The sequence below is a fragment of the Actinomadura sp. NPDC000929 genome, from assembly GCF_040492065.1.
GTDB classification, from domain to species: Bacteria; Actinomycetota; Actinomycetes; order Streptosporangiales; family Streptosporangiaceae; genus Spirillospora; species Spirillospora verrucosospora.
Window position 1 is genome coordinate 22,814 of sequence record NZ_JBEUPA010000037.1, and the last position, 23,761, is coordinate 46,574.

Below are 23,761 nucleotides of genomic sequence, written 5' to 3' on the forward strand. Positions count from 1 at the left end.
CGATCAGATTCTCGCTTCGCTCGAATCTGCCTTCGGACGCGATCGCGGCCCTTCGGGTTGTTGCGTGGTGGCGGTGGTGGCTGAGGTCAGCGGGTCCAGGGGCCTGTTATGGCGAACGTGGTGCCTGGGGTGTAGACGTTCACGTACATCGTGCGCTCGTCGGGGGAGAACGTGACTCCGGCGAACTCGCCCCACTCCGGCTCGGTCTCCGTGCCGATGTTCTGGCTGTTGCGGGCCATCGGGTAGACCGTGCGGCGACGGGAGACGCCGAAGACATGCTGGGCGCCGTTGCCGTCCTCGCACACCATCAGGCCGCCCTGCGGCGCCAGGCAGATGTTGTCGGGCGACTCTCCGGGCTTCTCGACGTCGGTGTCCGGGCCGAACACGATGACGAGGGTGAGCCGGCGGTGGCGCGGCTCGTAGGACCACACCTGCCCGAAGTGGTCGGCCTGGGAGCCGTCCTTCTTCTTCGCGAAGCTCGACACGAAGTAGACGCGGTCGCCGCCCCAGTAGCAGCCCTCCAGCTTCTGGGCGTGGGTGATGCCGCCGGACCCGAAGTCCTGGAACCGGATCGGCGTCTGCGCCGCGAGCGGGTCGGGCACCTTCTTCCACTCGACGTGGTCGAACACGGTGCCGGGCTCCTGCACGACCGACAGGTCCGGGACGCCCGGAACGCACAGCGCCTCCAGCCGTCCGCCGGCCCGCAGGCTGCCGAAGCCGCCGCGCGGCCGCTTCGGGTGGAACCGGTAGAACAGCCCGAACGGCTTGTCGAAGGCGTCCTCGGTCTCGTAGACGGTCCCGTCGCGCGGGTCGACGGCGATCGCCTCGTGCTGGAACCGCCCCATCGCGGTCAGCGGCTCGGGGTCGGTGCGGCCCTGGTCGTACGGGTCGACCTCGAAGATGAACCCGTGGTCCTTGGTGTAGTTCCCGGTGCCGGCCTTGTCCTCGGTCTCCTCGCAGGTCAGCCACGTGTGCCACGGGGTGGGACCGCCCGCGCAGTTGACGGCCGTCCCGGCGATGGCGACGCGCTCGGTGTGCACGCGCCCGGCGGCGTCGACCTCCAGCGCGGTGCAGCCGCCGAGGCCGCCCGGGTCGTAGGTGACGCCCTCGACCGCCGGCACCCGGTGCTCGGCGGTCGGCCGGTTCTCGTGGTTGCGGACGAGCCACGTGCGGCCCCGGCGGCCGGGGAAGGCCGCCATCCCGTCGCAGTGGCTCGGCACCGGGCCCTCCCCCGAGCGCAGCGGCTCGCCCTCGCGGGACAGGACGGTGTAGCGGAAGCCGCGCGGCAGGTCCAGCAGCCCCTTCGGGTCGGGCACGAGGGGCCCGTACCCGTCGTGGCCGCCGGTCGGGGCGGCGGACGCGCTTCCGGCGAACAGCTGCTCCACGGCTCCGGTGAAGGCGATCCCCGCCCCCACCGCACCCGTCCTTGCGAGGAGCTGGCGGCGCGAAACTGTCATGAGCACACTCCCTGATGGATCGTTACAAGATCCCCTCGCCCGTTGTAACACGCGTCACATCGATTGTGAACCGACCCGGCCCGGGACCCGGCCGAACCGGGCGTCGCGGGCGTGCGTCTGACGATCGATACTGTCCGTGCCTGCCGTGAAACTGGAGCGATGACCGACATTCCCGGCGTCGAGGACGCCCCCGAAAGCGCGCTGCCCCGCCTGCTCGTCGAACCGCCATGGAAGCGTCGCCGCCCCGCGAGTGCCGAACCGGTCGTTCTGAAGGGGTTGAAGCGGCCCAAGACGCCCACCGTGGAGTCCTGGCCGCCCGGGTTGCGGGACGAGTGGGCGAAGACCCCGCACATGTTCCCGAAGGCGTACGAGCCCTTCCCCGAGGAGCCCGACTGGAAGGCGCTGGCCGAGCGGTTCCGCAGTGGCGAGATGCTGGAGTCCCCGCGGGGCGGAGACCGGCGCCGCGGCTACTACTGGCTGGTGATGCAGGGTCCTGACGACCTCGCCGAAGAGCTTCTCGCCGACGAGCGCTACTACGACGACTGGAACAGCTACGTAGACGTGGTCCCGGTGAAGCACTTCACCGCGCGTCGCGGCCTCGCCGCCCACCGGCTGCTGCTCCACGCGGCGAAGTGTCACATCTCCTGCGCGGCGGCGCTCGTCCCGTTCCTGGACGACGCCACCGCGCAGATCATGATCGGCGCGCTCGGCCGGGTCGACGAGGCCGCGCGGCTCTGGTTCACCTGGCACGGCGCCGGGGCGGCCCCGTTCGTGATCCCCGAGGCGCTGCGCAAGCCCGGCCCCAAGCGCACGAAGGCCGAGCAGGGCCTCACGCTGATCGCCCGCGAGCACGGCAGCGGCTGCCTCGTGGACGCGGCGCGGGGGTACGGCGAAGAGGTGGTCGCGGCGATCGAGGCGCTGCGCACCGACCCGCTGGACCAGTATCCCGACGATCTCCCGGAATGGGACGAGGAGACGGTTCGCAAGCTGCCGCGGCTCCTGCTGCGCGGCCGCGACCGGGCGCTGCCGGTGGAGGCCGCCCGGCACTTCGTGACGATGCTGCTGATCTCCACGCAGGAGGACCCGTACCCGGGGTGCGAGCAGGTCGTCGAGCTGTGCGACCCGGAGTCCCTGGCCGAGTTCGCGCTGGCCCTCAGCGTCCACGACCGGGGCAGCGGGCTGTGGGCGTCGCAGGGCGTGCAGTACGCCCTGCGGCGCTTCGGCGACGCCGCCGCGGCCGCCCGGCTGACCGACCGGATGGTGCGCTGGGACAACTACTACACCTGGACGTTCAAGGGGTGGACGGCGCTCGACGTCCTCATGGCGATCGACATGCCCGCCGACGACAAGCTGCGCCATCTGGACCGCATCGTCCGGCGGGGCGCCGACGCCAAGCACCTGCGGCCCCGCGCGCAGGGCCGGCTGAACGCCGCCGCCCGGGAGCGGGGGCTGACCTCCGAGCAGCTGGCGGACCTGCTCGTCCCCGACCTCGGCCTGGACGCCGATGGCTCGATGACGCTCGACTACGGCACGCGCCGCTTCGTCGTCGGCTTCGACGAGCAGCTCAAGCCCTTCGTGGCCGACGAGGACGGCAAGCCCCGCAAGACGCTGCCGAAGCCGGGCGTCAGGGACGACGAGAAGCTCGCGCCGCTCGCCTACCAGCGGTTCGCCGACCTGAAGAAGGAGGCACGGGCGGTCGCCGCCGACCAGATCAAGCGGCTGGAGAAGGCGATGGTCGCCGGGCGCTCCTGGACGCCCGAGGAGTTCCGCTCGGTCTTCGCGGGGCACCCGCTGATGCGCCACATCGCGCGCCGCCTGGTGTGGTCGGCGGGCGGGGCCGCGTTCCGGGTCGCCGAGGACGGCACGCTCGCCGACGTCCACGACGACGAGTTCGTCCTCCCGCAGGACGCCCGCGTGACGCTCCCGCACCCGGTCCTTCTCGGGGCGGACACCGTGGCGGCCTGGGCGTCGGTCTTCGGGGACTACGAGATCCTCCAGCCGTTCCCGCAGCTCGGACGTCCCGTCTACGAGCTGGAGGACGGCGAGCGCGACGCCGCCCGGCTGGCCCGCTTCGAGGGGATCACCGCCCATTTCGGCAAGTTCATGGGCATGACGTCCCGCGGCTGGGAGCTGGGCGACAAGGAGACCGGCGGGTTCCGCCGCCAGGTCAACCTGATCACCCCGGACGAGCGGCACGTGATGGTCGCGTTCGAGCCCGGCATCCGCGTCCTGAGCCCGGAGGAGTTCGCGGAGCAGAGGATCGAGCGCGTCATGCTGATGACCGGCCGCTACTCCGGGAAGGCGCATCCGTTCGGCGCGCTCGACCCGGTCACCGCGTCCGAGATGCTCGCCGAGCTGACCCGCCTCACCGCCTGACCCGCGGACCGGCGCCTTCCGTCCACCGATCGGTGGACGGAAGGTTCCACCGGTCGAGGCTCATGCGCGCCGGGGCGCCGCGGCCAGCATTTCCGGTATGACGGATCTACTCGTACGCATGGCCCGGTGGAGCGCCGGGCACCCCTGGCGCGGCATGGCGGCCTGGCTGCTGTTCGTGGTTCTGTGCCTCGGCGTCGGCGTCGCGGCCGGCGGGCACGCGGCCACGACCGAGGACTTCCGGATCGGCGAGGCCGGCCGGGGAGAGACGATCGCCGCCGAGGGCGGGCTCCAGCAGCGGCCCGTCGAGCACGTGCTGGTCACCGGCGGGGGCGCGGCCGCCGACGCGGCGGCGCGGGACGCCGCCGCGCGGATGGGGCGGCTGCCCGAGGTCGCGTCGGTGTCCGCGCCCGTGAGGTCGAAGGACGGCTCGGCGGTCCGCGTCGACGTGACGTTGAAGGGCTCCGAACTCCAGGGCAAGGAGCACGTCGAGCCGCTGCGGGCCCAGACCGCCGCGGTCCGGGCCGCGCACCCGGACGTGAGGGTGGAGGAGACCGGCGGCCCGTCCATCAGCAAGGGCGTGGGCGAGCTGCGCGACGACGACCTCGCCCGCACGGAGATGATCGCGTTGCCGATCACCCTGCTCACGCTGCTGCTGGTGTTCGGCTCGTTCGCGGTGGCGGTCGTGCCGGTGGTGCTCGCGCTGACCTCGATCGCGGCGGCGATCGGCCTGTCGATGCTCGCCTCGCACGTCTTCCCGGACGCCGGGGTCGGCGCCAGCGTCATCCTGCTGATCGGCATGGCGGTCGGCGTCGACTACACCCTCTTCTACCTCAAGCGGGAGCGGGAGGAGCGGGCCCGCTCGGGCGGCCGGCTGGACGCGCGGGCCGCCGTGGAGACCGCCGCGGCGACGTCGGGCCGCTCGGTGGTGGTGTCCGGGCTGGCGGTCGCCGCGTCCAGCGCGACCCTCTACCTGGCCGACGACGTGATCTTCTCCTCGATCGCGACCGCGGCGATCGTCGTCACGCTGATCGCCGTGGTCAGCTCCCTGACCGTCCTGCCGGCGGTGCTCGCCAAGCTCGGCGGATGGGCGGAGCGGCGGGCCGTCCGGCGCGGCCGGACGCCGAAGCCGCCGCGGACGGGCGGCGGCCGGATCACCCGGGCGATGCTGCGTCCCACCGGAAGGCACCCGGCCGCGACGCTGGCCGTGGCGGTGACCGCGATGCTCGCGCTGACCGCGCCGCTGCTGAGCATCGACCTCACCGACATGGGCCGCGACAGCCACCCGCGCGAGATCCCGGCGATGCGGACCTACGACCGGCTGAACGCGGCGTTCCCGGAGCTCAAGGCCATGCACCAGATCGTCGTCAAGGCCGACGCCCGACGCGCGGACGAGGTGACCGCGTCCCTGCGCGCCCTGGCGGAACGGGCCGAGGGCGACCCCCTGCTCGCCGGGACGTCCGAGCTGCGCACCTCCCCGGACGGTCGGATCAGCCTGCTCGAACTCGCGGTGCCGCACCACGTGAGCACCGACGCCGCGCGGCGTTCCCTGGAGCGGGTCCGCGGCGAGTACGTCCCGGAGACCGTCGGGAAGCTCGGCGTCGAGACCGCCGTGACCGGAGACGTGGCCCGCTACGCCGACTACCCCGAGCACCAGGAGAGCAGGCTTCCGTTCGTCATCGGGGCGCTGCTGCTGGTGACGTTCGCGATGACCGTGTGGGCGTTCCGCTCGGTGGTCCTCGGGCTGATCGGGGTGCTGCTGAACCTGCTGTCGGCCGGTGCCTCGCTCGGCCTGCTCACCCTCGTCTTCCAGGGGACGTGGGCCGAGGGGCTGCTCGGCTTCACCTCCACCGGCTCGGTCGGCTCCCGCGTCCCGCTCTTCCTGCTGGTGATCCTGTTCGGGCTGTCGATGGACTACCAGGTGTTCGTGATCAGCCGGATCCGGGAGGCGGCGCTGCGCGGCGTCCCGACCCGGCAGGCGGTGCTGGACGGGGTCGGCGGCTCGGCGAGCGTGGTGACCAGCGCCGCGTTCGTCATGGTCACGGTGTTCGCCGGCTTCGCCACCGTCCACATCATGGAGCTGAAGCAGATGGGCTTCGCGCTGGCCGTGGCGGTGCTCCTGGACGCGGCCGTCATCCGGATCACGGTCCTGCCCGCCCTGATGCTGCTGCTCGGCGACCGGTGCTGGTGGCCCGGCCGGCGGCATCGTCCCGGCGCCGCCCGGACGGCGGACGGCGCGAGCGCGCCCCTGCCGCAGAACATAGGCTGACCGGCATGGTGCAGCCCGGTGAACGTCCCCAGGTGCGGGCGCTCCGCAGGTGGTACGCCGCCGCCTGGATCATGTTCGGACTGGTCCCGCCCGCCCTCGCGGTGGCCGACCAGCCGGACGACACCAGAGCCGCCACGCTGGCGCTGCTGACCGCGCTGGGGCTCTGCTACCCGATCACCGAGACGTTCCCCGGGAACCCGGCGGTCCGCCGGAACACCTTCCTGGCCGCGCTGATCGGGGGGATCGGCGCCGTCTCCTACCTGATGGGCGGCGCCGCGTCCCTGCTCATCACGTCCCTCCCGCACTTCTGGATCCTCGCGGGGACCCCGCGGCGCGCGGTGCTGCTCAGCGGCGCCGCCGCCGCGGCCGCGGTCGCCGGAGACGCCCTCCACAACGCCCCGGACGGGGAGCCGCTCACCGGCAACTCGATCGCCGCGCTCATCGGATACGCGGCGGGCGTCCTGTTCGGGCTGTGGATGCAGCGGGTGGTCGGGCAGCACGACGAGCGCGCCCGGCTCCTCGAAGCCGACCTGGCCGAGGCCGAGCGGCGGCTCGCCGAGGCGCAGCGCCGGCAGGGCGCCGCCGACGAGCGCGAACGCATCGCCCGCGAGATCCACGACACGCTCGCGCAGGGGTTCGCGTCCATCGTCGTCCTGGCGGAGGCGGCTCGCGACGGCCTGCGCTCCGACCCGGACCGCAGCGGCCGCCAGCTCGTCTCGATCGAGCAGACGGCGCGGGAGAACCTCGCCGAGGCGCGCGTCCTCGTCGGGGCGGCGTCGCAGGACAGCGTCGCCCCCGCCTCGGTCGCCCGGACCCTGCGCCGCACCCTCGACCGGTTCGCCGAGGACACCGGGCTCACCGTCCACGCCGAGCTGCCCGACGTCGAGTGCGACCAGACGACCCGGATCGCGCTGCTGCGCTGCACGCAGGAGTCGCTCGCCAACGTCCGCAAGCACGCCGCCGCGTCCACGGTCGGCGTCGTGCTCGAACGGCACCCGCACGGCGTCGAGCTGGAGATCACCGACGACGGGCGCGGGTTCGCGGTGGCCGGGTCGCGCGGCTTCGGCCTCGACGGCATGCGCCGCCGCCTCGCCGAACTCGGCGGCGAGCTCACCGTGACCAGCTCCCCCGGCGAGGGCACCCGGATCCTCGCCATGATCCCCGCGAGGGCGTGAGATGACCGCGAAACTCAGGATCATCGTGGTGGACGACCACACGGTCATGCGCGCGGGCGTCGTCGCACTGCTGGCCGCCGAGCCCGGCATCGAGATCGTCGGCGAGGCGGACGACGGCCGCGCGGCGATCGACCTGGCCGAGCGCCTGCGGCCCGACGTCGCGCTGCTCGACCTGCGGATGCCGGTGCTGGACGGCGTCGCGGCCACCGCCGAACTCGCCCGGCTCGGCACCCGCGTCCTCGTCCTCACCACCTACGACACCGACACCGAGATCGAGCGCGCGATCGAGGCCGGGGCCATCGGCTACCTGCTCAAGGACACCACCCGCGACCAGCTGGTCGGCGCCATCCGGGCGGCGGCGCGCGGGGAGACCGTCCTCGCGCCGCGCGTGGCCGAGAAGCTCGTCGCCCGGATGCGCCGCCCGGAGCCGGCCGCGCTGACCGCCCGGGAGATCGAGGTCCTCCGGGCGGTCGCCGACGGCCTGTCCAACGCCGAGATCGGGCGGCGGCTCGTCATCGCGGAGGCGACCGTCAAGACGCACCTGCTCCGCGTCTTCGCGAAGCTGGACGTCGGCGACCGCACGCACGCCGTCGTCGTCGCCATGGACCGCGGTCTGCTCTCCCGCTAGCCGCGCTCCCCTAGTCGGCGCTGGCGACGGGCAGGGAGCGGAGCCGGAAGGTGGCGAGGAACGCCGCGACGAGCGTGACCGCGACCAGCAGCCCGATCGCCACCGGAAGGTCCACGGTCGACCTCACCGGCGACGCGTCGGTGAGCGCGTCCGTCACCGACAGGCACCACTGCTGGATCGACGCCGACTTGGCGCCCGGCGCGAAGTTGCCGAGCAGCGACTCCCACACCAGCGCGTACAGCAGGCCGATCGTGACGGCGTTGCGACTGGCGACGGCCAGCGCGACGAACACCGCGCTGTAGACGACGCCGCCGATCAGCACGCCGATCGCGAACGCGGGCGTCAGCTGCGCGGTCGTCCCCGTGAGGATCAGCCCCGCCAGCGCCGTCGGCACCGCCGCGAACGCCGTCACCAGGACGATCGCCACGACAAGCTTCGTCAGCACGATCACCTCGCGCGGAACCGGCTTGGTCAGCACGTACATGATCTGGCCGTCGTCGATCTCCGGGCCGATCACCCCGGTCCCGGCGATCAGCGCGAGCAGCGGCAGCAGCGTCGCCAGGCCGAACTTCTGCAGGATGTTCGCCGAGACGTCCAGGTCGTCGTTGCCGGTCACCTTGAGCGCCGCCGCCAGCACCAGCAGGAGCAGCGGCAGCCCCAGCAGGAGCAGCGCGCGCTTGCGTCCGAGCATCGCCCGGAACGTGATCATCGCGATCGTGCCATTCATCGGGCCACCAGGTAGGAGAAGACGCTTTCGAGGGACTCGTCGGCCGGGGAGACCTCCCACAGGCGCACGCCGGCGTCCCGGGAGACCTGCGGCAGCAACCAGGTGAAGCGCTGGAAGTCGACCGCCTCGACCTGCAGGCCCTTGTCGGTGAGCTGGACGCTGCGGGCCGACCCGTCGGCGATGACGGCGGCGGCGAGCCGCCGGTCGTCGGACGAGCGGACCAGGAAGATGTGCGGCCGGTCGGTCATCAGCCGCCGGATCTTGCGGAAGTCGCCGGACGCCGCGTGCCGCCCCGCCACGATCACCTCGATGTGGCTGGCGAGCCGCTCCACCTCCTCCAGGATGTGCGAGGAGAACAGGATCGTGCGGCCCTCGGCGGCCATCCGCTGGATGAGGTCCATCAGCTGGAGCCGCTGCCGCGGGTCCATGCCGTTGAACGGCTCGTCCAGCAGCAGCACGGGCGGGTCGTGCACCAGCGCCGACGCCATCTTGATGCGCTGCTTCATGCCCTTGGAGTAGTTGCCGATGGGGCGCCCGGCCGCGTAGTCCATCTCCACCAGGCCGATGGCACGGCGGGCGGCCGCGCGCGGCTCGGGCAGCTTGTGCAGCTTGGCCATCGCGAGGATGAACTGCTCGCCGGTGAGGAAGTCGTAGGCGGACTCCCGCTCGGGCACGAGCCCGAGGCTGCGGTAGATGCCCGGGTTGCGCCAGATCGGCTTCCCGTCCAGCGTGACGGAGCCGGACGACGGCGCGAGGAACCCGCCCATCATGTGGATGAGCGTCGACTTGCCCGCCCCGTTCGGCCCGAGGAGCCCCGTGACGCCCGGCCCGACCTTCATCGTCACGCCGTTGACGGCGACGACGTTCCCGTACCACCGGGACACGTTCTCCAGAATGAGCTCACTCATGTCTTCCTCCATGTGGGGGGGCGACCCCCCACACCCCCCGGTTCGCTTCGCTCATCCGTACTCCCCGTGGGGGGGCGACCCCCCACACCCCCCGGTTCGCTTCGCTCATCAAGAGAGGCCCGCCTTCCGGAACCTGCGGTAGAGCACCGCGATCGAGCCGACGACGATCAGGACGCACACCGCGAGGGCGACCACCCCGCCGGCGACTCCGGACGGGACCCCGGCGGACGACGACTGGGCGCCCAGCAGCCGCACCTGGACGATGTCGACCAGGTTGAACGGCGTGAACAGCCCCGCCCAGCCCTGGAGCGTGAAGTTCGTCTGCGCCTCGGCGATTCCCTGGACGGCCCCGACGAACGCCGCGCTGATCATGTAGACGGCGATGACCGCCGCGACCCCGAAACCGCGCCGCGGGGTGAACGCCGCGACCACCATCCCGATGGCGGCCAGGACGAGCGCGAACAGCACGCAGCCGACGAGCGCGCCGAGGTACTTCAGCAGCTGCTCGCCGGAGTCCGGCATCTTGGAGATCAGGCCGCCCACGTACAGGACGGTGACCGGCACCGCCATCAGCGCGAACAGCGCGGTCGCCATCGCGGCGGCCTTCGCCAGCACGAAGTCGAGATGGCCGACGGGGCGCGAGAAGTACAGCGGGATGACGTGGAAGCGCACCTCCCGCGAGGCCAGCACCGGCGCCTGCGTGGCCAGGAAGATCGCCACGATGACCTGCATGATGTTGGCGTAGGAGGAGTAGCGGAACAGCGCGTCCTCCTGCTTGGTGAACGCGAACGCCGCGACCGACCCGGCGGCCGGCAGCAGCATGATCGCCCCCAGCAGGAACGGCATCACCTTCGCCCGCGCGGGACGGCCGAGGCCGTAGGCGGCGCGCAGGTTGTGCACGTACAGCGACCGCAGCACGTACGCGCGGCCGTTGCGGCGCCCCTGGTAGTGCCGGTAGCCGATGTCGTGGATCGTGCTGGTGCTCATCGCGGCGCTCCCTGCTGCACGTCTCCGGGCTGCGCGCCGCCGGGCTCGACCCCCGCGGCCGGGGCCTGCGGGGCGGGCGGCGTCTGGAAGACCTCTTCGATGTGGTGGCGGCGTTGCTCCATCCGGATCAGCCGGAGCCCGAGCTCGGCGACGCCGTCGCGGACCAGGTCGTAGGTCTGCTCGCCGGCGATGTCCACGACGAGGAACCGGCCCTCCGGACGGACGGCCACGCCCTGGTCGTAGAGGTGCTGCCCGAGCGTGTCGCGCCCCTCGTCCACCTCGACGGTGAGCACGCCGCTCTCGGCCGTGTACGCCTCGACGGCCTGGGAGCGCAGCAGCTTCCCGCCGTCGACGATGACGACGTGCTCGCAGACCCGCTCCAGCTCGCCCAGCAGGTGCGAGGTGACCAGGACGCTGATCCCGAACTCGGTGCCGATCCGGCGGATCAGGTCGAGCATCTCGTCGCGTCCGGCCGGGTCGAGGCCGTTGGTGGGCTCGTCCAGGAAGACGAGCTTCGGGTCGTGGACGAGGGCCTGCGCGAGTTTCACCCGCTGGCGCATCCCCGTCGAGTAGCCGCCGATGGGACGGTAGCGCTCCTCGTACAGGCCGACGTGCCGCAGCGTGTCGGCGGCGCGCTCGCGGGCCGCGGTCGGCGGCAGCCCGCACATCCGGGCCATGTGCACGACGAACTCGGTCGCGGACACGTCCGGCGGCAGGCAGTCGTATTCGGGCATGAACCCGACGCTCTCCCGGATCCGCAGGCCCTCGCGCGCGATGTCGAGGCCGAGCACGGTCGCGGTCCCGGAGGTGGGCGGCAGCAGCCCGAGGAGGATCTTGATGAGCGTCGACTTGCCGGCGCCGTTGGCGCCGACCAGGCCGACGACTCCGGGCTCGACGGCCACGGAGAGGTCGTCCAAGGCGGTCACCCGGGGGAACCTCATCGTCAGGCCCTGGGTGGCGATGATGGGCATACCGTCGAACCTAGCGGCTGGCCCCGCATGGCACGTCACCCTCAAGGGCGATCAGGGGCAGCCTTTGGTCCGATGCCGGAGGCGACCTAAGTCCCCCTCATCGCGTTCCTTCGGCCGCGGTGCCGCAGCACGACGGCCCACACGGCCCGCTGCAGGAGCAGGGTCAGCGTCCCCGCGATGATCATTCCGGCGACGTTCACGCCCAGCTGGAGCAGCGACCCGTTGATCTCGCTGCCGTGCTTGAGCGCCATCGCGACCGCGAGGTTGCCCGCCGCCGGCACGGTGGTGACCGAGATGAAGACCCCGACCAGCGCCGACGACTTGCCCGCGGTGAGCGACAGCACGCCCGCGGCGCCGGCGAGCAGCGCGACGATGAACGACCAGCGGTCCGGGCTGTAGATGAACGCGGTGAGCGGGCGTTCGTCCGGCAGGCGGTCCAGCTCGATCACCCCGGTCCACCGGGCGACCAGCGCGCACACGTAGGTGACGGCGATCGCCACGGCGAAGCCGATGACCAGCGCCCGGATCGCGTGCACGATGCGTCCGGGCTGGAGCCGGACGAGCCCGTAGCAGATCGCCGCGATGGCCGCGAACTCCGGTCCGAGGACCATGGCGCCGACCACCAGCACCGGCGAGTCGATCAGCGCCGCGATCGCGGCGAGCTGCGTGGCGAGCACGAGGAACGCCACGAACGACCAGGTCAGCGCGGTTCCCTCGCTGACCTGCCGGTCCAGCTCCTCCCAGACGACGGCGTCGTCGCCGTGCCCCGGAGCCAGGTCCTTGGCCACCTCGGCGCGGTCCGACAGCGTCAGGTCGACCTTGTCGAGGGCGATCGACCCGTCCCGGTCGACGTCGAGGGCGCGCAGCGCGTCCAGCACCTCGTTGGCCGACTCGCGGGCGATGTCGGCGGTGACGAGGTCGCCGCGCGGGGCCCGGGCGGCGCCCTCGATCACGACGACGTTGGTGGCGCCGGCGCAGCCCGCCAGCTCCTTGCAGACCGCTTCCGTGCGGTCGGCCGGAACGATCGCTCTCAGATGCAACACGGGCCAATCGTGCCGTAAGCGTCGCGGTGGTGGGTCACGAGCCCGGCCGGAGGAAGCCCAGGCCAGAATGTTTGATCGATTATTTGCCTTCAAGTTGGCAAAAACGCCCAGAAACTCCCCCCAGGACGGTGAAGTCATGAAACAGGCGCCGGTGCTGTTGAAGGCCGCGCGGACGGCCGCGGCGGGCCTCGCGCTCGCCGTCCCGCTGGCGACGGCGGGCTGCGAGGGCGATGTGGGCCTCTCGGAGTCGGGATCGCCCTCGTCCGGCTCGACCAAGCCCGCCTCCGGCGACGAGGCCAAGGCCCGCAAGAACCTGTCCGGGCTCCGGATCGCGTCCGAGGGTGATCGCGGCGGCTACCGGCGCGACCGGTTCGGCACACGCTGGAAGGACACCGACCACAACGGCTGCGACCAGCGCAACGACGTCCTCGCCCGCGACCTGACGAAGGTCGAGAAGAAGGGCCGCTGCATCGTGCTCGCCGGGAAGCTGGACGACCCCTACAGCGGCAAGCAGATCGCCTTCGAGAAGAAGGACGCCGCCGAGGTCCAGATCGACCACGTCTACCCGCTCGCCCTCGCCTGGCGGATGGGCGCGTCCCGCTGGAGCGAGGACAGGCGCGAGCAGTTCGCCAACGACCACGACAACCTGCTCGCCGTCTGGGGCGTGCCCAACCGGGACAAGAGCGACTCCGGCCCCGGCGAGTGGAAGCCCCAGAAGGGGTTCCAGTGCGTCTACGCGATCAAGTACGTCGCGGTCGCGAAGAAGTACTCCCTGCCGGTGACGCGCTCCGACCACGACGCGCTCCAGGACTTCCTCGCCCGCTGCTGACCGCCGCACCACCGACGGGCCACACCACCGACCGGCGCTGCCGTTGACCGGCAGTGCCATCGGACGGCGGTGCCGCCGAAGGGCGGTGGCACTGACCGGCGGTGCCCTGGGCCGGTAGTGCCGTCGGACGGCGGTGCTGCCGGTGGGCCGTAGGCTCGTGCCATGAGCGAAGCGCGCGGCGAGGACGCCGAGAAGGACGTGGAGAGCGCCGGGCAGGAGCGGCCGCGGGTGCGGACGGAGCGGGGCGTGGGGGCGCGGGCGACCGGTGCGGAGGTGACCGGCGCGTCCGCGACCGGCCTCACGCTGCGGGCCGGGAACGGGCTCGGCTCCCTGGCGCTCGGGGCCATGGCCCTCGGCGCCGTCGCGGTCGGCGCGGTCGCGATCGGCAGGCTCGTCGTGAAGCGGGCGGTCGTCGACCACCTCCAGGCCGGGACCGTCGAGATCAGGCACCTGAAGGTCGGCCGGCTGGAGATCGACGAGCGTTAGCCGGGCGGGCCCGTGCCCGTCCGGCCGTGCGCGTCCGGCTAGCCGAGGGTCGCGCGGACCACGCCGGCGAGGTGCTCGGCCACCGACTGGGCCTGCGTCTCGGAGGCCGCCTCCACCATCACGCGCACCATCGGCTCGGTGCCGCTCGGGCGGATCAGGACGCGGCCGGTGTCGCCGAGGTCGGCCTCGGCGGCGGAGACGGCGACGGCCAGCTCGGGAGAGGTCTTGGCACGGTCCTTGTCGACGTCCTTGACGTTGATGAGGACCTGCGGCAGCCGCGTCATCACCTTGGCCAGCTCGTCGAGCGGGCGACCGCGGCGCACCATCGCGGCGAGCAGGTGCAGGCCGGTGAGGACGCCGTCCCCGGTCGTCGCGTGGTCCAGCATGATGACGTGGCCGGACTGCTCGCCGCCGAAGCCGAAGCCGCCCTCCTTCATCGCCTCCAGGACGTACCGGTCGCCGACCGCCGTCTCCACGACGGTGATGCCCGCCTCGCGCATGGCCAGCTTGAAGCCGAGGTTCGACATCACGGTCGCGACCACCGTGTCGGCGGCGAGGGCTCCGGCCTCCCGCAGGTCCAGGGCCAGGATCGCCATGATCTGGTCGCCGTCGACGACCTCGCCGCCCGCGGTCACCGCCAGGCACCGGTCGGCGTCGCCGTCGTTGGCGATGCCGGCGTCCGCGCCGTGCTCGCGGACGGCGCGCTGCAGCGCCTCCAGGTGCGTGGAGCCGCAGCCGGAGTTGATGTTCAGCCCGTCGGGGGCCGTGCCGATCGTGATGACCTCGGCCCCCGCGCGGCGCAGCGCCTCCGGGGCGACGTCGCTGGACGCGCCGTTGGCGCAGTCGATCACGACGCGCAGGCCGTCCAGCGACACCGGGACCGTGGTCAGCAGGTGCGCGACGTACTGCTCGACCGCGCCGTGCGCCTCCCGGACGCGGCCGACGCCCGCTCCGGTCGGCGGCTTCCACGCCTCGCCGAGCCGCGCCTCGACGCGGTCCTCCAGCTCGTCGGGGAGCTTGTAGCCGCTGCGGTCGAAGAACTTGATCCCGTTGTCGGGGGCCGGGTTGTGCGAGGCCGACAGCATCACGCCGAGGTCGGCGTCCAGGGCGTGGGTCAGGTGCGCCACCGCGGGCGTCGGCAGGACGCCGAGGCGCAGCACGTCCACCCCGGCGCTCGCGAGGCCCGCCACGACGGCGGCCTCCAGGAACTCGCCCGAGGCGCGGGGGTCGCGGCCGACCACCGCGACCGGGCGGTGCCCCTTGAACGCGCCCTGCTCCCCCAGCACCCGCGCCGCCGCGACGGACAGGTCCATGGCGAGCGGGGCGGTCAGGTCTCGGTTGGCGAGTCCGCGCACGCCGTCGGTCCCGAACAGACGAGCCACAGTTCAACTCCCGATCAGAGAGAAGGTTCCGGAAAACAGGGAGAGGACACCCGGAAAAGCGGACGAGCCGCCGCACCCGGGTGCGCCGGCCGTACGGCCGGCTGCGGAGAAGCCACGGGGTGCGACGGCTCGTGCCGTCGATCAACGCTTGCTGTACTGCGGAGCCTTGCGGGCCTTCTTGAGTCCGGCCTTCTTGCGCTCGGGCACCCGCGCGTCGCGGGTGAGGAAGCCGGCCTTCTTCAGCGCCGGGCGGTGCTCGATGTTCGCGAACTGCAGCGCGCGGGAGATGCCGAGGCGCAGCGCGCCGGCCTGGCCGGTGGTGCCGCCGCCGTTCACGCGCGCGAGCACGTCGAACTGGCCCTCCAGGCCCAGCAGCACGAACGGCTCGTTCACGATCTGCTGGTGCACCTTGTTCGGGAAGTACTGGTCCAGGGTGCGGCCGTTGATCTTCCACTGGCCGCTGCCGGGGACGATGCGGACCCGCGCGATGGCCTGCTTGCGGCGGCCGGTGCCGGCCGCGGGGCCGGTGGCGACCGGCTGGCCGAGGTAGCTCTCGCCGGCGGCCTCGGGGGTCTCGGTGCTGTACTCGGAGGGCGCTTCCTCGTACGAGTCGATCTCGGCGGCCTGCTCGGCGCCGGTGGTGTCGTCCACGGTTCTCCTTGGGGTGTTCTAGCCAGGGCGGCTGGCCCGTCAGGCGGGTGCCCCGGCGGCCTCTGCTTCCGGGTCGCGCACGATCGGCTCGTGCGCGGGCGTCACTTCTTGATCTGGCTGACCTGGGTGATCTCGAACGGGACCGGCTTCTGCGCCTGGTGCGGGTGGTCCGGCCCGGCGTAGACCTTCACCTTGCCGAACATCTTCCGGCCGAGGGAGTTCTTGGGCAGCATGCCCTTGATCGCCTTCTCGACGGCCCGCTCGGGGTGCTTGGCCAGCAGGTCGCCGTAGCTCACCGAGCGCAGACCGCCCGGGTAGCCGGAGTGCCGGTAGGCGCGCTTCTGCTCCAGCTTGTTGCCCGACAGCGCCACCTTGTCGGCGTTCACGATGACGACGAAGTCACCGGTGTCGAGGTGCGGGGCGTAGATCGGCTTGTGCTTACCCCGGAGCAGCTGTGCGACCTGACTGGCGAGACGGCCCAGCACGACATCGGTCGCGTCGATGACGTACCACTGACGCTGGACGTCAGCGGGCTTAGGGGTGTACGTGCGCACGGTCGTAAGCCTTCGTTTCTCGTCGACTCTCAGCGGTTTCGATCCTCCACCCGTCCTCGCGGACGGGTGCCTCCTGGCAGCGGAATCCTGCTCGCGCCGATCAGAGGATCATCCGACCCGGCGCTCCGGGATGCCGGGGCCCGCACGCGGCCACGGGGGCACATGATGGGGACACACCGACAGGTCGTCGCGTCGCTTCTCACCCGCCGTAGGCAGGCGTCAACACGCACAACAAACACGCAGGATACTCGTCCGCAAGTGACTGATGCAAACCGCTTGTCAGGGGCAGCGCACGGCGCGAAGCCACCAGCCCCCCTGAACCGGGGTAATACGCCCAGGCAAGCACTGAGCGGCTCCGGAACCCGCCGCACTCGTCAAGTGAGGGATGCGCCTCTCTTGCGGGTTGCCGAAGAAGCAGATCTCGGGGCGCGCAGCAACGTCCGGACGTCGGGCAGCAATCCGAGCATAACTCTATGTAGCAACATGTGCTTTATTAGGAGATATCAGTAACGGAGGGTCCATATCGGGATAGGGTGCCGGGCGACCGGTCCACGCCGGCTCACGCCGGCCCGCACCCGGGAGCCCCCGCTGACCACTCCCCGCAGACCAGCCGATCCCGCCGGAGGTCGCCGGCCCGGCCACGCCGGGCGCCCCGGCCCCTCCGGGCGCGACGCCTCCGCGCCGCGCGACGTTCCCCCGCGGCCCGGTGTCCCTCCCTACCGCGACGAACTCGTCGCGAGCGGCCCGCGACGCGCCCGCCGGGAGCCCCCGCCCGCCGACCGGTCGCCTAGCGACGGCGACGCGTTCTGGAACGGCCGCCCGCCGCGCGGGAAGCGCCCCAAGAAGAAGGGCGCGAAGGGGATCGTCGTGGCCGCCACCGCGTCCGCCCTCGCCATCGGCACCGGCGTCGTGATCGACCGGCTCGTCCTGCCCCAGTTCCGGTCGGAGCGGACGTCCGCCTCCGGATCGCGGCACAGCCCGACCGTGGAGGTCCCGGCCGGTCCGCAGAGCGACCCGCTCGCCGCGACCGGCAAGGGCTCTGGAACCGGGACGGGTTCCGGCTCCGGGACGGGGACGGGCGGCGGCCGGACCGGCGCCTCGCCCGCGCCGACCGCCGAGGAGCAGACGCCGCCGCTGAAGGTGATCCACCCGCCGAAGAGCGCGTCCGCCAAGCCCTCGAAGTCCAAGAAGTCCCCCGGGTCGGACGCTCCGTCGGCGCCGGGCGCGAGCAGGACTCCGGGAGGCGGTACCGGCGGCTCCGGCTCCGGCGGCTCGTCCGGCCCCGAGGCGAGCGTGGTGTCCCTCACCAACGCCGAACGCGCCAAGCACGGCTGCCCCGCGCTGCGCACCGACGCGCGGCTCGTCACCGCGGCCCGCAAGCACTCGGCGGACATGGCGGCCAACGACTACTTCGACCACACGTCCCGCAACGGCGACAGCCCGTGGAAGCGGATGGAGGACGCCGGATACAGCAGCCCCGGGGCGGAGAACATCGCCAAGGGCTACCCGACCGCGTCGGCCGTCGTGAAGGGCTGGATGGACAGCCCCGGCCACCGGGCCAACATCCTGAACTGCGGGCTGCGCGCCATCGGCGTCGGGATGGCCTCGGGGTCCGGCGGGCGGCTGTGGACGCAGGACTTCGGCTGGAAGTGACCGCCCCCGCCCGGCGGGGACGCGACCTTCGGCAAATCACCGGCGTCCGGTTCGCCCCCATGTCATGGTGGGTGTCGCGAAGGTCCAGAGCCCTGAACGAGGAACGGTAAGGTCCAACCCATGGGTTATCCGGGCGATCAAGGCAAACCCGGCGACTGGCCTCCCCGGCAGTCGCCGCACGCGCCGTACGGACCCGGAGCCGAAGCGCCGCCGTACGGCCACGACAACGACGAATCCCCTTTCGCCCCGCGCGACGAGGGCCCCGGCGCGCCGCCGGCGTTCGGCGGGGGCGGCTTCGGCGACGACACGTTCGGCCAGGAGAAGTTCGGCAATGACGCGTTCGGCGGTCCCTCCTACGGTGGCGGCGCGCCCGGTGGTGCGCCCGGCGGCGAGGCGCCCGGCGAGCGGACCGCGGCGTGGTCCGACCAGCCGCCCGCGTGGGGCGACGAGTCCGCCGCCGGCGGCGGCTTCGGCGAGAACGGCCCCGGCGAGGGCGGCTTCGGCTCCTACGAGGGCATGCCGCCCGGACCGTCCGGCGCGCCCGAGCGCCCCGAGCGCCGCCGCAACCTGCCGCTGATCATCGGCGGCGCCGCGGTCGCCGGGATCCTCCTCATCGGCGGCGGCGTCGGGCTGTCGTCGATGCTCAAGGGCGACTCCAAGCCGAAGCCGAAGCCGACGCAGGCCGCGTCCCAGCAGCCGCAGGCCACGCCGACCCCCACGCAGCCCGTCCTGACCCCGGTGAAGCTGCAGAGCCGCACCACCGACCCCGTGCCGCTGACCCTCAAGGAGATCTTCGGCAAGGCGACGTTCAAGGCGGGCAGCCACAAGTACGTGCGGACGGCCGCCGCCGGGAAGAAGACCTGCGCCGGCGCCGTCGGCGGCACGACCCTGGCCGCGGCGCTCAAGAAGGGGCGCTGCACCCAGGTGCTCCGGGCCACCTACGCGCTCAGCAACGGCTCCCTCGTCGGCACGGTCGGCGTGTTCAACCTCCAGACCGAGGCCGCCGCCAAGAAGGCCGTCAAGGCCGCCGCCGCCAAGGACGCGTTCCTGGTGTCGCTGCCCGGCACGGGCGTCAGCAAGAACATCGGCAAGGGCGAGGCGCTCGGCACCTCGCAGGCGCGCGGCCACTACGTCATCATGACCTGGGTGCAGCGGCCGGACGGCAAGAAGATCTCCAGCAAGTACCATGCCGCGGTCCAGGTCTTCGGCACCCAGCTGGTGAAGGGCAGCAACCTGGCAATGGCGCTGCACTACCGGGAGACCGAAGGCAAGCCCCTCCAGAAGTGACCCCCATGACTACCCTCACTGCTTATGTCTGGACCTAGAGACGCACGGGAGCCCGGCGAGCAGGCCGGCGAGGCCCCTCCCCTCAAGCTCCCCGCCTTCGGGCTGGAGGCCCCCTGGTGGGCCGCGGAGTCCGCGGACGCGGCCCCGTCGGCCGAGCAGGCCGCCGCGCCGGAGATGCTGTCGGCGCCCGTCGTCGAGGACGCCCTCACCGAGGAGGTCCAGGACGAGGCCGGCGCCTCCGCCTCCGAGACGCCCCGCCTCTCCGAGGTCCCCGCCGCTCCCCACGTCGCCTCGGCGCCGCCCGGGACGCTCGTCGCCGGGAGGGGCGTCCCGCGCGTCGACTCCCGCGGCGCCGTCCCCGCCGATCCGATCGTCAAGCCCCCGATCTCCCCCGACGAGACCGACCCCGAAGGCTTTCCGCCCATCCCGCCCGTCGAGGGCGGGTTCCGGGACGCGACGCCGCGAGGCGGGGCCGCGGGGGCCGTCACACCAGAGACCGAGGCCACCGTGGACCACCCCGCCGTGACCGACACCGCGACGGACATCCCCGCGTCGCTTTCGGCGTTCGAGAAGGCCAAGGAGGCGGAGGACGCCGCCTCGCTCGCGCCCGTGCTCGTCCCGGACGCCATCCTCCCGCCCGGCGTCGTCCCGCCCACCGGAAGCGGCCCGTTCCCGCACACCGATCCGGCCGCGGTGGGCCCGGCCGGCGCCGACCAGGGGGGCACGCCGCTCTTCCACGCCGAGGGCGCCGCCCCCGCCGACGCCCCGCCGCCCGGACGCCCCCCGCAGGGCATGCCCGTCACCGGCCGGGGTGGCGCCAAGGGACGCTCGGTGCTGATCGGCGGCGTCGCCGCGGTCATCCTCGCCGCGGTCGGGGCCCTGTTCCTCATCGGCGGCACGGGCTCGGACGGCGACCGCGGCAAGAAGGGCGAGACCCCCGAGGCCCCCGCGGCGGCCCAGACCACGCCCGCGGTCACACCGTCCGCCACGGCCGCCGCCCCCGTGGACATCAACAACGAGAAGACCGACACCGCCGACCTGACGTTCCGCGACGTCTTCCCGACCGAGACCATCCGGTTCGGCGACCGGACGTACCTGCGGGACCGCTGGTCGCTCAACCGGGACGTCACCTACGCGGCCCGCGGCTCCATGCTCGCGGCCCTCCGCAAGGACCAGTGCCGCAAGATCGTCCGCGCCACCTACATCGACCCGCAGACCAAGCTCGCCGTCACCTCCGGCATCGCGGTGATGCCGACGAAGGCGGCCGCGATCGCCGTGAGCAAGGCGGGCGACCCCGCCCGCTACGAGTGGTTCCGCGGCATGGCGGGCAAGCGGTCCCCCGACATCGACCAGGCCGGCGGGTACGCGGCCGCGACCGTGCGCGGCCGGTACGTCGCCTACGCCTACGTCCAGTGGGCGAACGGGAAGAAGGCCAAGCCCGGCGACCCGACGATCAAGAAGGCGGCGCAGCTGTTCCTCGACTACGACCTGCGCCCGATCGTGGCGCGGTCCCGCGGCTGAGCCCGTAGGCCCGGCCCCGGGACCGCGGGGTCAGCAGCCCTGCCGGTGCACGGCGCCGCCGGGCGGCGCCGGCTGGTCGGCGGACGCCGCGGCGGCCGTGGCGTTCAGCGTCCGGACGCGGCGGGTCTCCTGGGCCCGCCTGGCCAGGCTCTCGTCCTCGGGGTAGCGGATCTCCTCCAGCGACAGGCCGTGCGCGGGCGCCACGTTCACGCCCGAGTCGCGGACGCGCGCCGCGAGCACCTGCGCGGGCCACTCGACCTCGCGCCGCCCGTCCCCCACCATCAGCAGCGCGCCGACCAGCGCGCGGACCATCGAGTGGCAGAACGCGTCGGCCTCCACGGTGGCGAGCGCGAGATGCGGGTCGCGGTCGTCGCGCGCCCACTCGTAGCGCAGCAGCTCCCGGATCGTCGTCGCGCCCTCCCGCCTGCGGCAGTACGCGGCGAAGTCGTTCTCGCCGACCAGCCTGCGGGCGGCCTCGTTCATCCGGCCGAGGTTCAGGGGACGGGGATGCCACAGCACGTCGTGGCGGCGCAGCGGCTCCACCCCGAACGGGTTGTCGCACACCCGGTACACGTAGCGCCGCGACAGCGCGGAGAACCGCGCGTCGAACCCCTCCGGGGCGATCGACACGCGCCACACCCGCACGTCCGGGGGCAGCAGCCCGGCGAGGCGGCGCGGCATCGTCCCGTTGATCGCCGAGTAGGCGGCGACGGGGACGACGAGGTGGGCGACCTGGCCTCGGGCGTGGACCCCGGCGTCGGTGCGGCCGGCGACGGTGAGCATGGGGGGCGGGTCCAGCCGCAGCATCCGGGCCAGCGCGTCCTCGATGACGCCCTGGACGGTCCGCTGGTTCGGCTGCCTCGCCCAGCCCGCGAAGTCCGACCCGTCGTAGGAGATGTCGAGCCGGAGTCGTACCAGTGCGGTCATGTCAGCCGAGTCGTCCTTCTGCAACGTCCGTCCATCCCTCCGGGCACCCCGCGTTCGTCGGGCACTCCCCTGACACGCTCCCCGGTGAACCGTCGCCCTCCTGCCATGACCATGCGATCAAGTCTGGCAAAGTTCGGGCCCGCCGTCCCGATGGAAACGGCGGGCCCTCACGAACTTCGAGCAAACGCTCGCCCAGTTCAAGCGGCGGATTACTCCTTCTCGCCCTCGTCCTTGGCTTCCGCGTCGCCGGCGGCCTCGTCCTTGGCGTCCACGGCGGCCGTGTCGTCGGCCTCCGTCTTGGCCTCGGGCTCCTCCGCCTTCGGCGCCGGGGCGGCCGGAGCGGCCGTGCCGCCGGACGCCGCCAGCTGCTCCTGCACCAGCTCGATCACGGCCATCGGGGCGTTGTCGCCCTTGCGCGGCCCGATCTTGGTGATGCGGGTGTAGCCGCCGGGACGGTTCTCGAAGCGCGGCGCGATCTCGGTGAAGAGCTCGTGCAGGACGCCCTTGTCGCGGATCGTCTTGGCGACCAGGCGACGGTTGTGCAGGTCGCCCTTCTTCGCCTTGGTGATCAGCTTCTCCGCCAGCGGACGCACCCGCCGGGCCTTGGCCTCGGTGGTGGTGATGCGGCCGTGCTCGAACAGCGACGTGGCCAGGTTGGCCAGGATCAGGCGCTGGTGCGCCGCGCTGCCGCCGAGGCGGGCGCCCTTGGTGGGCTGGGGCATGTCGTTTCCTTCCTGCACCGGCCGTGTCAGGTACCGGTGTCAGCTGGTTCCGGCCGGCCGGGGACCGCGGGCCCCCGGCCGCCGGACTCGGGTTCCTAGTACTGCTCGGTCTCGGCGTAGCCCTGGTCGTCGTCGCCGTAGTTGTCGGCCGCCGCGCTCGGGTCGAACCCGGGCGGGGAGTCCTTCAGCGACAGGCCCATGTCGTTGAGCTTCTGCTTGACCTCTTCGATCGACTTGGCGCCGAAGTTGCGGATGTCGAGCAGGTCCTGCTCGCTGCGGGCGACGAGCTCGCCCACGGAGTGGATGCCCTCGCGCTTCAGGCAGTTGTAGGAGCGGACCGTGAGGTTCAGCTCCTCGATCGGCAGGGCCAGGTCCGCGGCGAGCGCGGCGTCCGTCGGGGACGGGCCCATGTCGATGCCCTCGGCCTCGACGTTGAGCTCCCGGGCCAGCCCGAACAGCTCGACGAGGGTCTTGCCGGCGGAGGCGACCGCGTCGCGCGGCAGCATCGCCTGCTTGGTCTCCACGTCCAGGATGAGGCGGTCGAAGTCGGTGCGCTGCTCGACTCGGGTGGCCTCGACCTTGTAGGTGACCTTGAGCACGGGCGAGTAGATGGAGTCGATCGGGATCCGGCCGATCTCCTGGCCCGGCTGCTTGTTCTGCGCGGCCGAGACGTAGCCGCGGCCGCGCTCGACCGTCAGCTCCATCTCCAGCTTGGCCTTGTTGTTCAGCGTGGCGATGTGCAGGTCCGGGTTGTGGACCTCCACGCCCGCCGGCGGCGCGATGTCGGCCGCGGTCACCTCGCCCGGGCCCTGCTTGCGCAGGTACATGACGACGGGCTCGTCGTGCTCGGAGGAGACGACGAGCTCCTTGAGGTTCAGGATGATGTCGGTGACGTCCTCCTTCACCCCGGGCACGGTCGAGAACTCGTGCAGGACGCCCTCGATCCGGATGCTGGTGACGGCCGCACCGGGAATGGAGGAGAGCAGCGTGCGGCGCAGCGAGTTGCCGATCGTGTAGCCGAAGCCCGGCTCCAGCGGCTCGATGGTGAACCGCGACCGGTACTCGTCGACCTGCTCTTCGGTGAGAGTGGGACGCTGAGCGATGAGCATGGTGGTGCCTTCTTTCCGCGGTGCCCGCTATTTGACTACCGCGTTCTGGATTCTTCCCCGATCCGCCGGGGCCCCAACGGGGGACCCCGGCGGGCGTTGAGC

General features: G+C 72.5%; 21 protein-coding genes. 9 read left to right on the forward strand and 12 right to left on the reverse strand.

From position 1 onward, the window contains the following. Window positions 1–86 precede the first annotated feature (86 nt). Window positions 87–1,457 carry an alkaline phosphatase PhoX gene (locus tag ABWI04_RS16165; protein ID WP_353832909.1) on the reverse strand — a complete coding sequence of 457 codons (1,371 nt, stop codon included), beginning with the start codon at window positions 1,455–1,457 and terminating at the stop codon, window positions 87–89. Between the two features lie 159 nt (window positions 1,458–1,616). Here ABWI04_RS16165 and ABWI04_RS16170 point away from each other — a divergent pair, with 159 nt between their 5' ends. From ABWI04_RS16170 to ABWI04_RS16185, 4 genes are all read left to right on the forward strand, one after another. Next, entirely contained in the window at window positions 1,617–3,833 is a 2,217-nt protein-coding gene (locus tag ABWI04_RS16170; protein WP_353832910.1) for a DUF4132 domain-containing protein, read from the forward strand. 97 nt (window positions 3,834–3,930) lie between these two features. Continuing rightward, window positions 3,931–6,099 carry an MMPL family transporter gene (locus ABWI04_RS16175; protein ID WP_353832911.1) on the forward strand — a complete coding sequence of 723 codons (2,169 nt, stop codon included), beginning with the start codon at window positions 3,931–3,933 and terminating at the stop codon, window positions 6,097–6,099. A 5-nt stretch (window positions 6,100–6,104) separates the two neighbouring features. Then, on the forward strand, window positions 6,105–7,274 hold the full coding sequence (locus ABWI04_RS16180) for a sensor histidine kinase (RefSeq protein ID WP_353832912.1): 1,170 nt from the start codon (window positions 6,105–6,107) through the stop codon (window positions 7,272–7,274). 1 nt (window position 7,275) lies between these two features. Next, on the forward strand, window positions 7,276–7,902 hold the full coding sequence (locus ABWI04_RS16185; protein WP_345176454.1) for a response regulator: 627 nt from the start codon (window positions 7,276–7,278) through the stop codon (window positions 7,900–7,902). A 10-nt stretch (window positions 7,903–7,912) separates the two neighbouring features. Here the strand turns inward: ABWI04_RS16185 and ABWI04_RS16190 are convergent, their stop codons facing one another. The 5 genes from ABWI04_RS16190 to ABWI04_RS16210 all read right to left on the reverse strand — a co-directional run bounded on the left by ABWI04_RS16190 (window position 7,913) and on the right by ABWI04_RS16210 (window position 12,538). Further along, window positions 7,913–8,629, reverse strand: coding sequence for an ABC transporter permease (locus ABWI04_RS16190; RefSeq protein ID WP_353832913.1), 717 nt, complete (start codon window positions 8,627–8,629; stop codon window positions 7,913–7,915). Next, on the reverse strand, window positions 8,626–9,537 hold the full coding sequence (locus tag ABWI04_RS16195; RefSeq protein WP_353832914.1) for an ABC transporter ATP-binding protein: 912 nt from the start codon (window positions 9,535–9,537) through the stop codon (window positions 8,626–8,628). The genes ABWI04_RS16190 and ABWI04_RS16195 overlap by 4 nt, the downstream gene beginning before the upstream one ends. A gap of 108 nt (window positions 9,538–9,645) precedes the next feature. Next, complete coding sequence (locus ABWI04_RS16200) at window positions 9,646–10,524, reverse strand: ABC transporter permease (protein ID WP_353832915.1); 879 nt, start codon at window positions 10,522–10,524, stop codon at window positions 9,646–9,648. Next, the gene (locus ABWI04_RS16205) at window positions 10,521–11,495 is read right to left on the reverse strand and encodes an ABC transporter ATP-binding protein (RefSeq protein WP_353832916.1); all 975 of its coding nucleotides are present in this window, start codon (window positions 11,493–11,495) and stop codon (window positions 10,521–10,523) included. Before ABWI04_RS16205 ends, ABWI04_RS16200 begins: the two co-directional genes overlap by 4 nt. Before the next feature lie 86 nt (window positions 11,496–11,581). Then, entirely contained in the window at window positions 11,582–12,538 is a 957-nt protein-coding gene (locus ABWI04_RS16210) for a DUF389 domain-containing protein (protein WP_353832917.1), read from the reverse strand. 136 nt (window positions 12,539–12,674) lie between these two features. Between ABWI04_RS16210 and ABWI04_RS16215 the strand changes: the two genes are divergently transcribed. Together ABWI04_RS16215 and ABWI04_RS16220 are read left to right on the forward strand one after the other, a co-directional pair. Beyond that, complete coding sequence (locus ABWI04_RS16215; RefSeq protein ID WP_353832918.1) at window positions 12,675–13,367, forward strand: HNH endonuclease family protein; 693 nt, start codon at window positions 12,675–12,677, stop codon at window positions 13,365–13,367. Window positions 13,368–13,529: 162 nt separating this feature from the next. After that, entirely contained in the window at window positions 13,530–13,853 is a 324-nt protein-coding gene (locus tag ABWI04_RS16220) for a hypothetical protein (RefSeq protein ID WP_345176437.1), read from the forward strand. Window positions 13,854–13,891: 38 nt separating this feature from the next. Here the strand turns inward: ABWI04_RS16220 and glmM are convergent, their stop codons facing one another. From glmM to rplM, 3 genes are all read right to left on the reverse strand, one after another. Beyond that, a complete protein-coding gene (gene glmM / locus ABWI04_RS16225) occupies window positions 13,892–15,235 on the reverse strand; it encodes a phosphoglucosamine mutase (protein ID WP_345176435.1) in 1,344 nt (447 codons plus the stop codon). A gap of 141 nt (window positions 15,236–15,376) precedes the next feature. Next, window positions 15,377–15,886 (reverse strand): 30S ribosomal protein S9, encoded by a 510-nt coding sequence (rpsI, locus tag ABWI04_RS16230; RefSeq protein WP_345176434.1) that lies wholly within the window; start codon window positions 15,884–15,886, stop codon window positions 15,377–15,379. Window positions 15,887–15,987: 101 nt separating this feature from the next. After that, complete coding sequence (gene rplM / locus ABWI04_RS16235; RefSeq protein WP_345176432.1) at window positions 15,988–16,440, reverse strand: 50S ribosomal protein L13; 453 nt, start codon at window positions 16,438–16,440, stop codon at window positions 15,988–15,990. Window positions 16,441–17,307: 867 nt separating this feature from the next. On the opposite strand from rplM, the gene ABWI04_RS16240 reads away from it, so the two are divergent. The 3 genes from ABWI04_RS16240 to ABWI04_RS16250 all read left to right on the forward strand — a co-directional run bounded on the left by ABWI04_RS16240 (window position 17,308) and on the right by ABWI04_RS16250 (window position 20,901). Continuing rightward, a complete protein-coding gene (locus tag ABWI04_RS16240; RefSeq protein WP_345176430.1) occupies window positions 17,308–18,093 on the forward strand; it encodes a CAP domain-containing protein in 786 nt (261 codons plus the stop codon). Between the two features lie 120 nt (window positions 18,094–18,213). Then, window positions 18,214–19,380 (forward strand): hypothetical protein, encoded by a 1,167-nt coding sequence (locus tag ABWI04_RS16245; RefSeq protein ID WP_345176427.1) that lies wholly within the window; start codon window positions 18,214–18,216, stop codon window positions 19,378–19,380. 24 nt (window positions 19,381–19,404) lie between these two features. Then, entirely contained in the window at window positions 19,405–20,901 is a 1,497-nt protein-coding gene (locus ABWI04_RS16250; RefSeq protein WP_353832919.1) for a hypothetical protein, read from the forward strand. A gap of 30 nt (window positions 20,902–20,931) precedes the next feature. Here ABWI04_RS16250 and truA read toward each other — a convergent pair whose 3' ends face one another. The 3 genes from truA to ABWI04_RS16265 all read right to left on the reverse strand — a co-directional run bounded on the left by truA (window position 20,932) and on the right by ABWI04_RS16265 (window position 23,659). Continuing rightward, window positions 20,932–21,828: a tRNA pseudouridine(38-40) synthase TruA gene (gene truA, locus ABWI04_RS16255; RefSeq protein WP_345176423.1), complete on the reverse strand. Its 897-nt coding sequence runs from the start codon at window positions 21,826–21,828 to the stop codon at window positions 20,932–20,934. A gap of 209 nt (window positions 21,829–22,037) precedes the next feature. Then, entirely contained in the window at window positions 22,038–22,550 is a 513-nt protein-coding gene (gene rplQ, locus ABWI04_RS16260; protein WP_345176421.1) for a 50S ribosomal protein L17, read from the reverse strand. Between the two features lie 95 nt (window positions 22,551–22,645). Then, complete coding sequence (locus ABWI04_RS16265) at window positions 22,646–23,659, reverse strand: DNA-directed RNA polymerase subunit alpha (protein WP_067454600.1); 1,014 nt, start codon at window positions 23,657–23,659, stop codon at window positions 22,646–22,648. Window positions 23,660–23,761: the final 102 nt, after the last annotated feature.

What these genes read in the sequence shown, in the direction of transcription:
- ABWI04_RS16165 (WP_353832909.1), bottom strand. Translation starts at nt 1,457, where the DNA reads ATGACAGTTTCGCGCCGCCAGCTCCTCGCAAGGACGGGTGCGGTGGGG.
- ABWI04_RS16170 (WP_353832910.1), top strand. Translation starts at nt 1,617, where the DNA reads ATGACCGACATTCCCGGCGTCGAGGACGCCCCCGAAAGCGCGCTGCCC.
- ABWI04_RS16175 (WP_353832911.1), top strand. Translation starts at nt 3,931, where the DNA reads ATGACGGATCTACTCGTACGCATGGCCCGGTGGAGCGCCGGGCACCCC.
- ABWI04_RS16180 (WP_353832912.1), top strand. Translation starts at nt 6,105, where the DNA reads ATGGTGCAGCCCGGTGAACGTCCCCAGGTGCGGGCGCTCCGCAGGTGG.
- ABWI04_RS16185 (WP_345176454.1), top strand. Translation starts at nt 7,276, where the DNA reads ATGACCGCGAAACTCAGGATCATCGTGGTGGACGACCACACGGTCATG.
- ABWI04_RS16190 (WP_353832913.1), bottom strand. Translation starts at nt 8,629, where the DNA reads ATGAATGGCACGATCGCGATGATCACGTTCCGGGCGATGCTCGGACGC.
- ABWI04_RS16195 (WP_353832914.1), bottom strand. Translation starts at nt 9,537, where the DNA reads ATGAGTGAGCTCATTCTGGAGAACGTGTCCCGGTGGTACGGGAACGTC.
- ABWI04_RS16200 (WP_353832915.1), bottom strand. Translation starts at nt 10,524, where the DNA reads ATGAGCACCAGCACGATCCACGACATCGGCTACCGGCACTACCAGGGG.
- ABWI04_RS16205 (WP_353832916.1), bottom strand. Translation starts at nt 11,495, where the DNA reads ATGCCCATCATCGCCACCCAGGGCCTGACGATGAGGTTCCCCCGGGTG.
- ABWI04_RS16215 (WP_353832918.1), top strand. Translation starts at nt 12,675, where the DNA reads ATGAAACAGGCGCCGGTGCTGTTGAAGGCCGCGCGGACGGCCGCGGCG.
- ABWI04_RS16220 (WP_345176437.1), top strand. Translation starts at nt 13,530, where the DNA reads ATGAGCGAAGCGCGCGGCGAGGACGCCGAGAAGGACGTGGAGAGCGCC.
- ABWI04_RS16245 (WP_345176427.1), top strand. Translation starts at nt 18,214, where the DNA reads ATGGGTTATCCGGGCGATCAAGGCAAACCCGGCGACTGGCCTCCCCGG.
- ABWI04_RS16250 (WP_353832919.1), top strand. Translation starts at nt 19,405, where the DNA reads ATGTCTGGACCTAGAGACGCACGGGAGCCCGGCGAGCAGGCCGGCGAG.
- truA (WP_345176423.1), bottom strand. Translation starts at nt 21,828, where the DNA reads ATGACCGCACTGGTACGACTCCGGCTCGACATCTCCTACGACGGGTCG.
- rplQ (WP_345176421.1), bottom strand. Translation starts at nt 22,550, where the DNA reads ATGCCCCAGCCCACCAAGGGCGCCCGCCTCGGCGGCAGCGCGGCGCAC.
- ABWI04_RS16265 (WP_067454600.1), bottom strand. Translation starts at nt 23,659, where the DNA reads ATGCTCATCGCTCAGCGTCCCACTCTCACCGAAGAGCAGGTCGACGAG.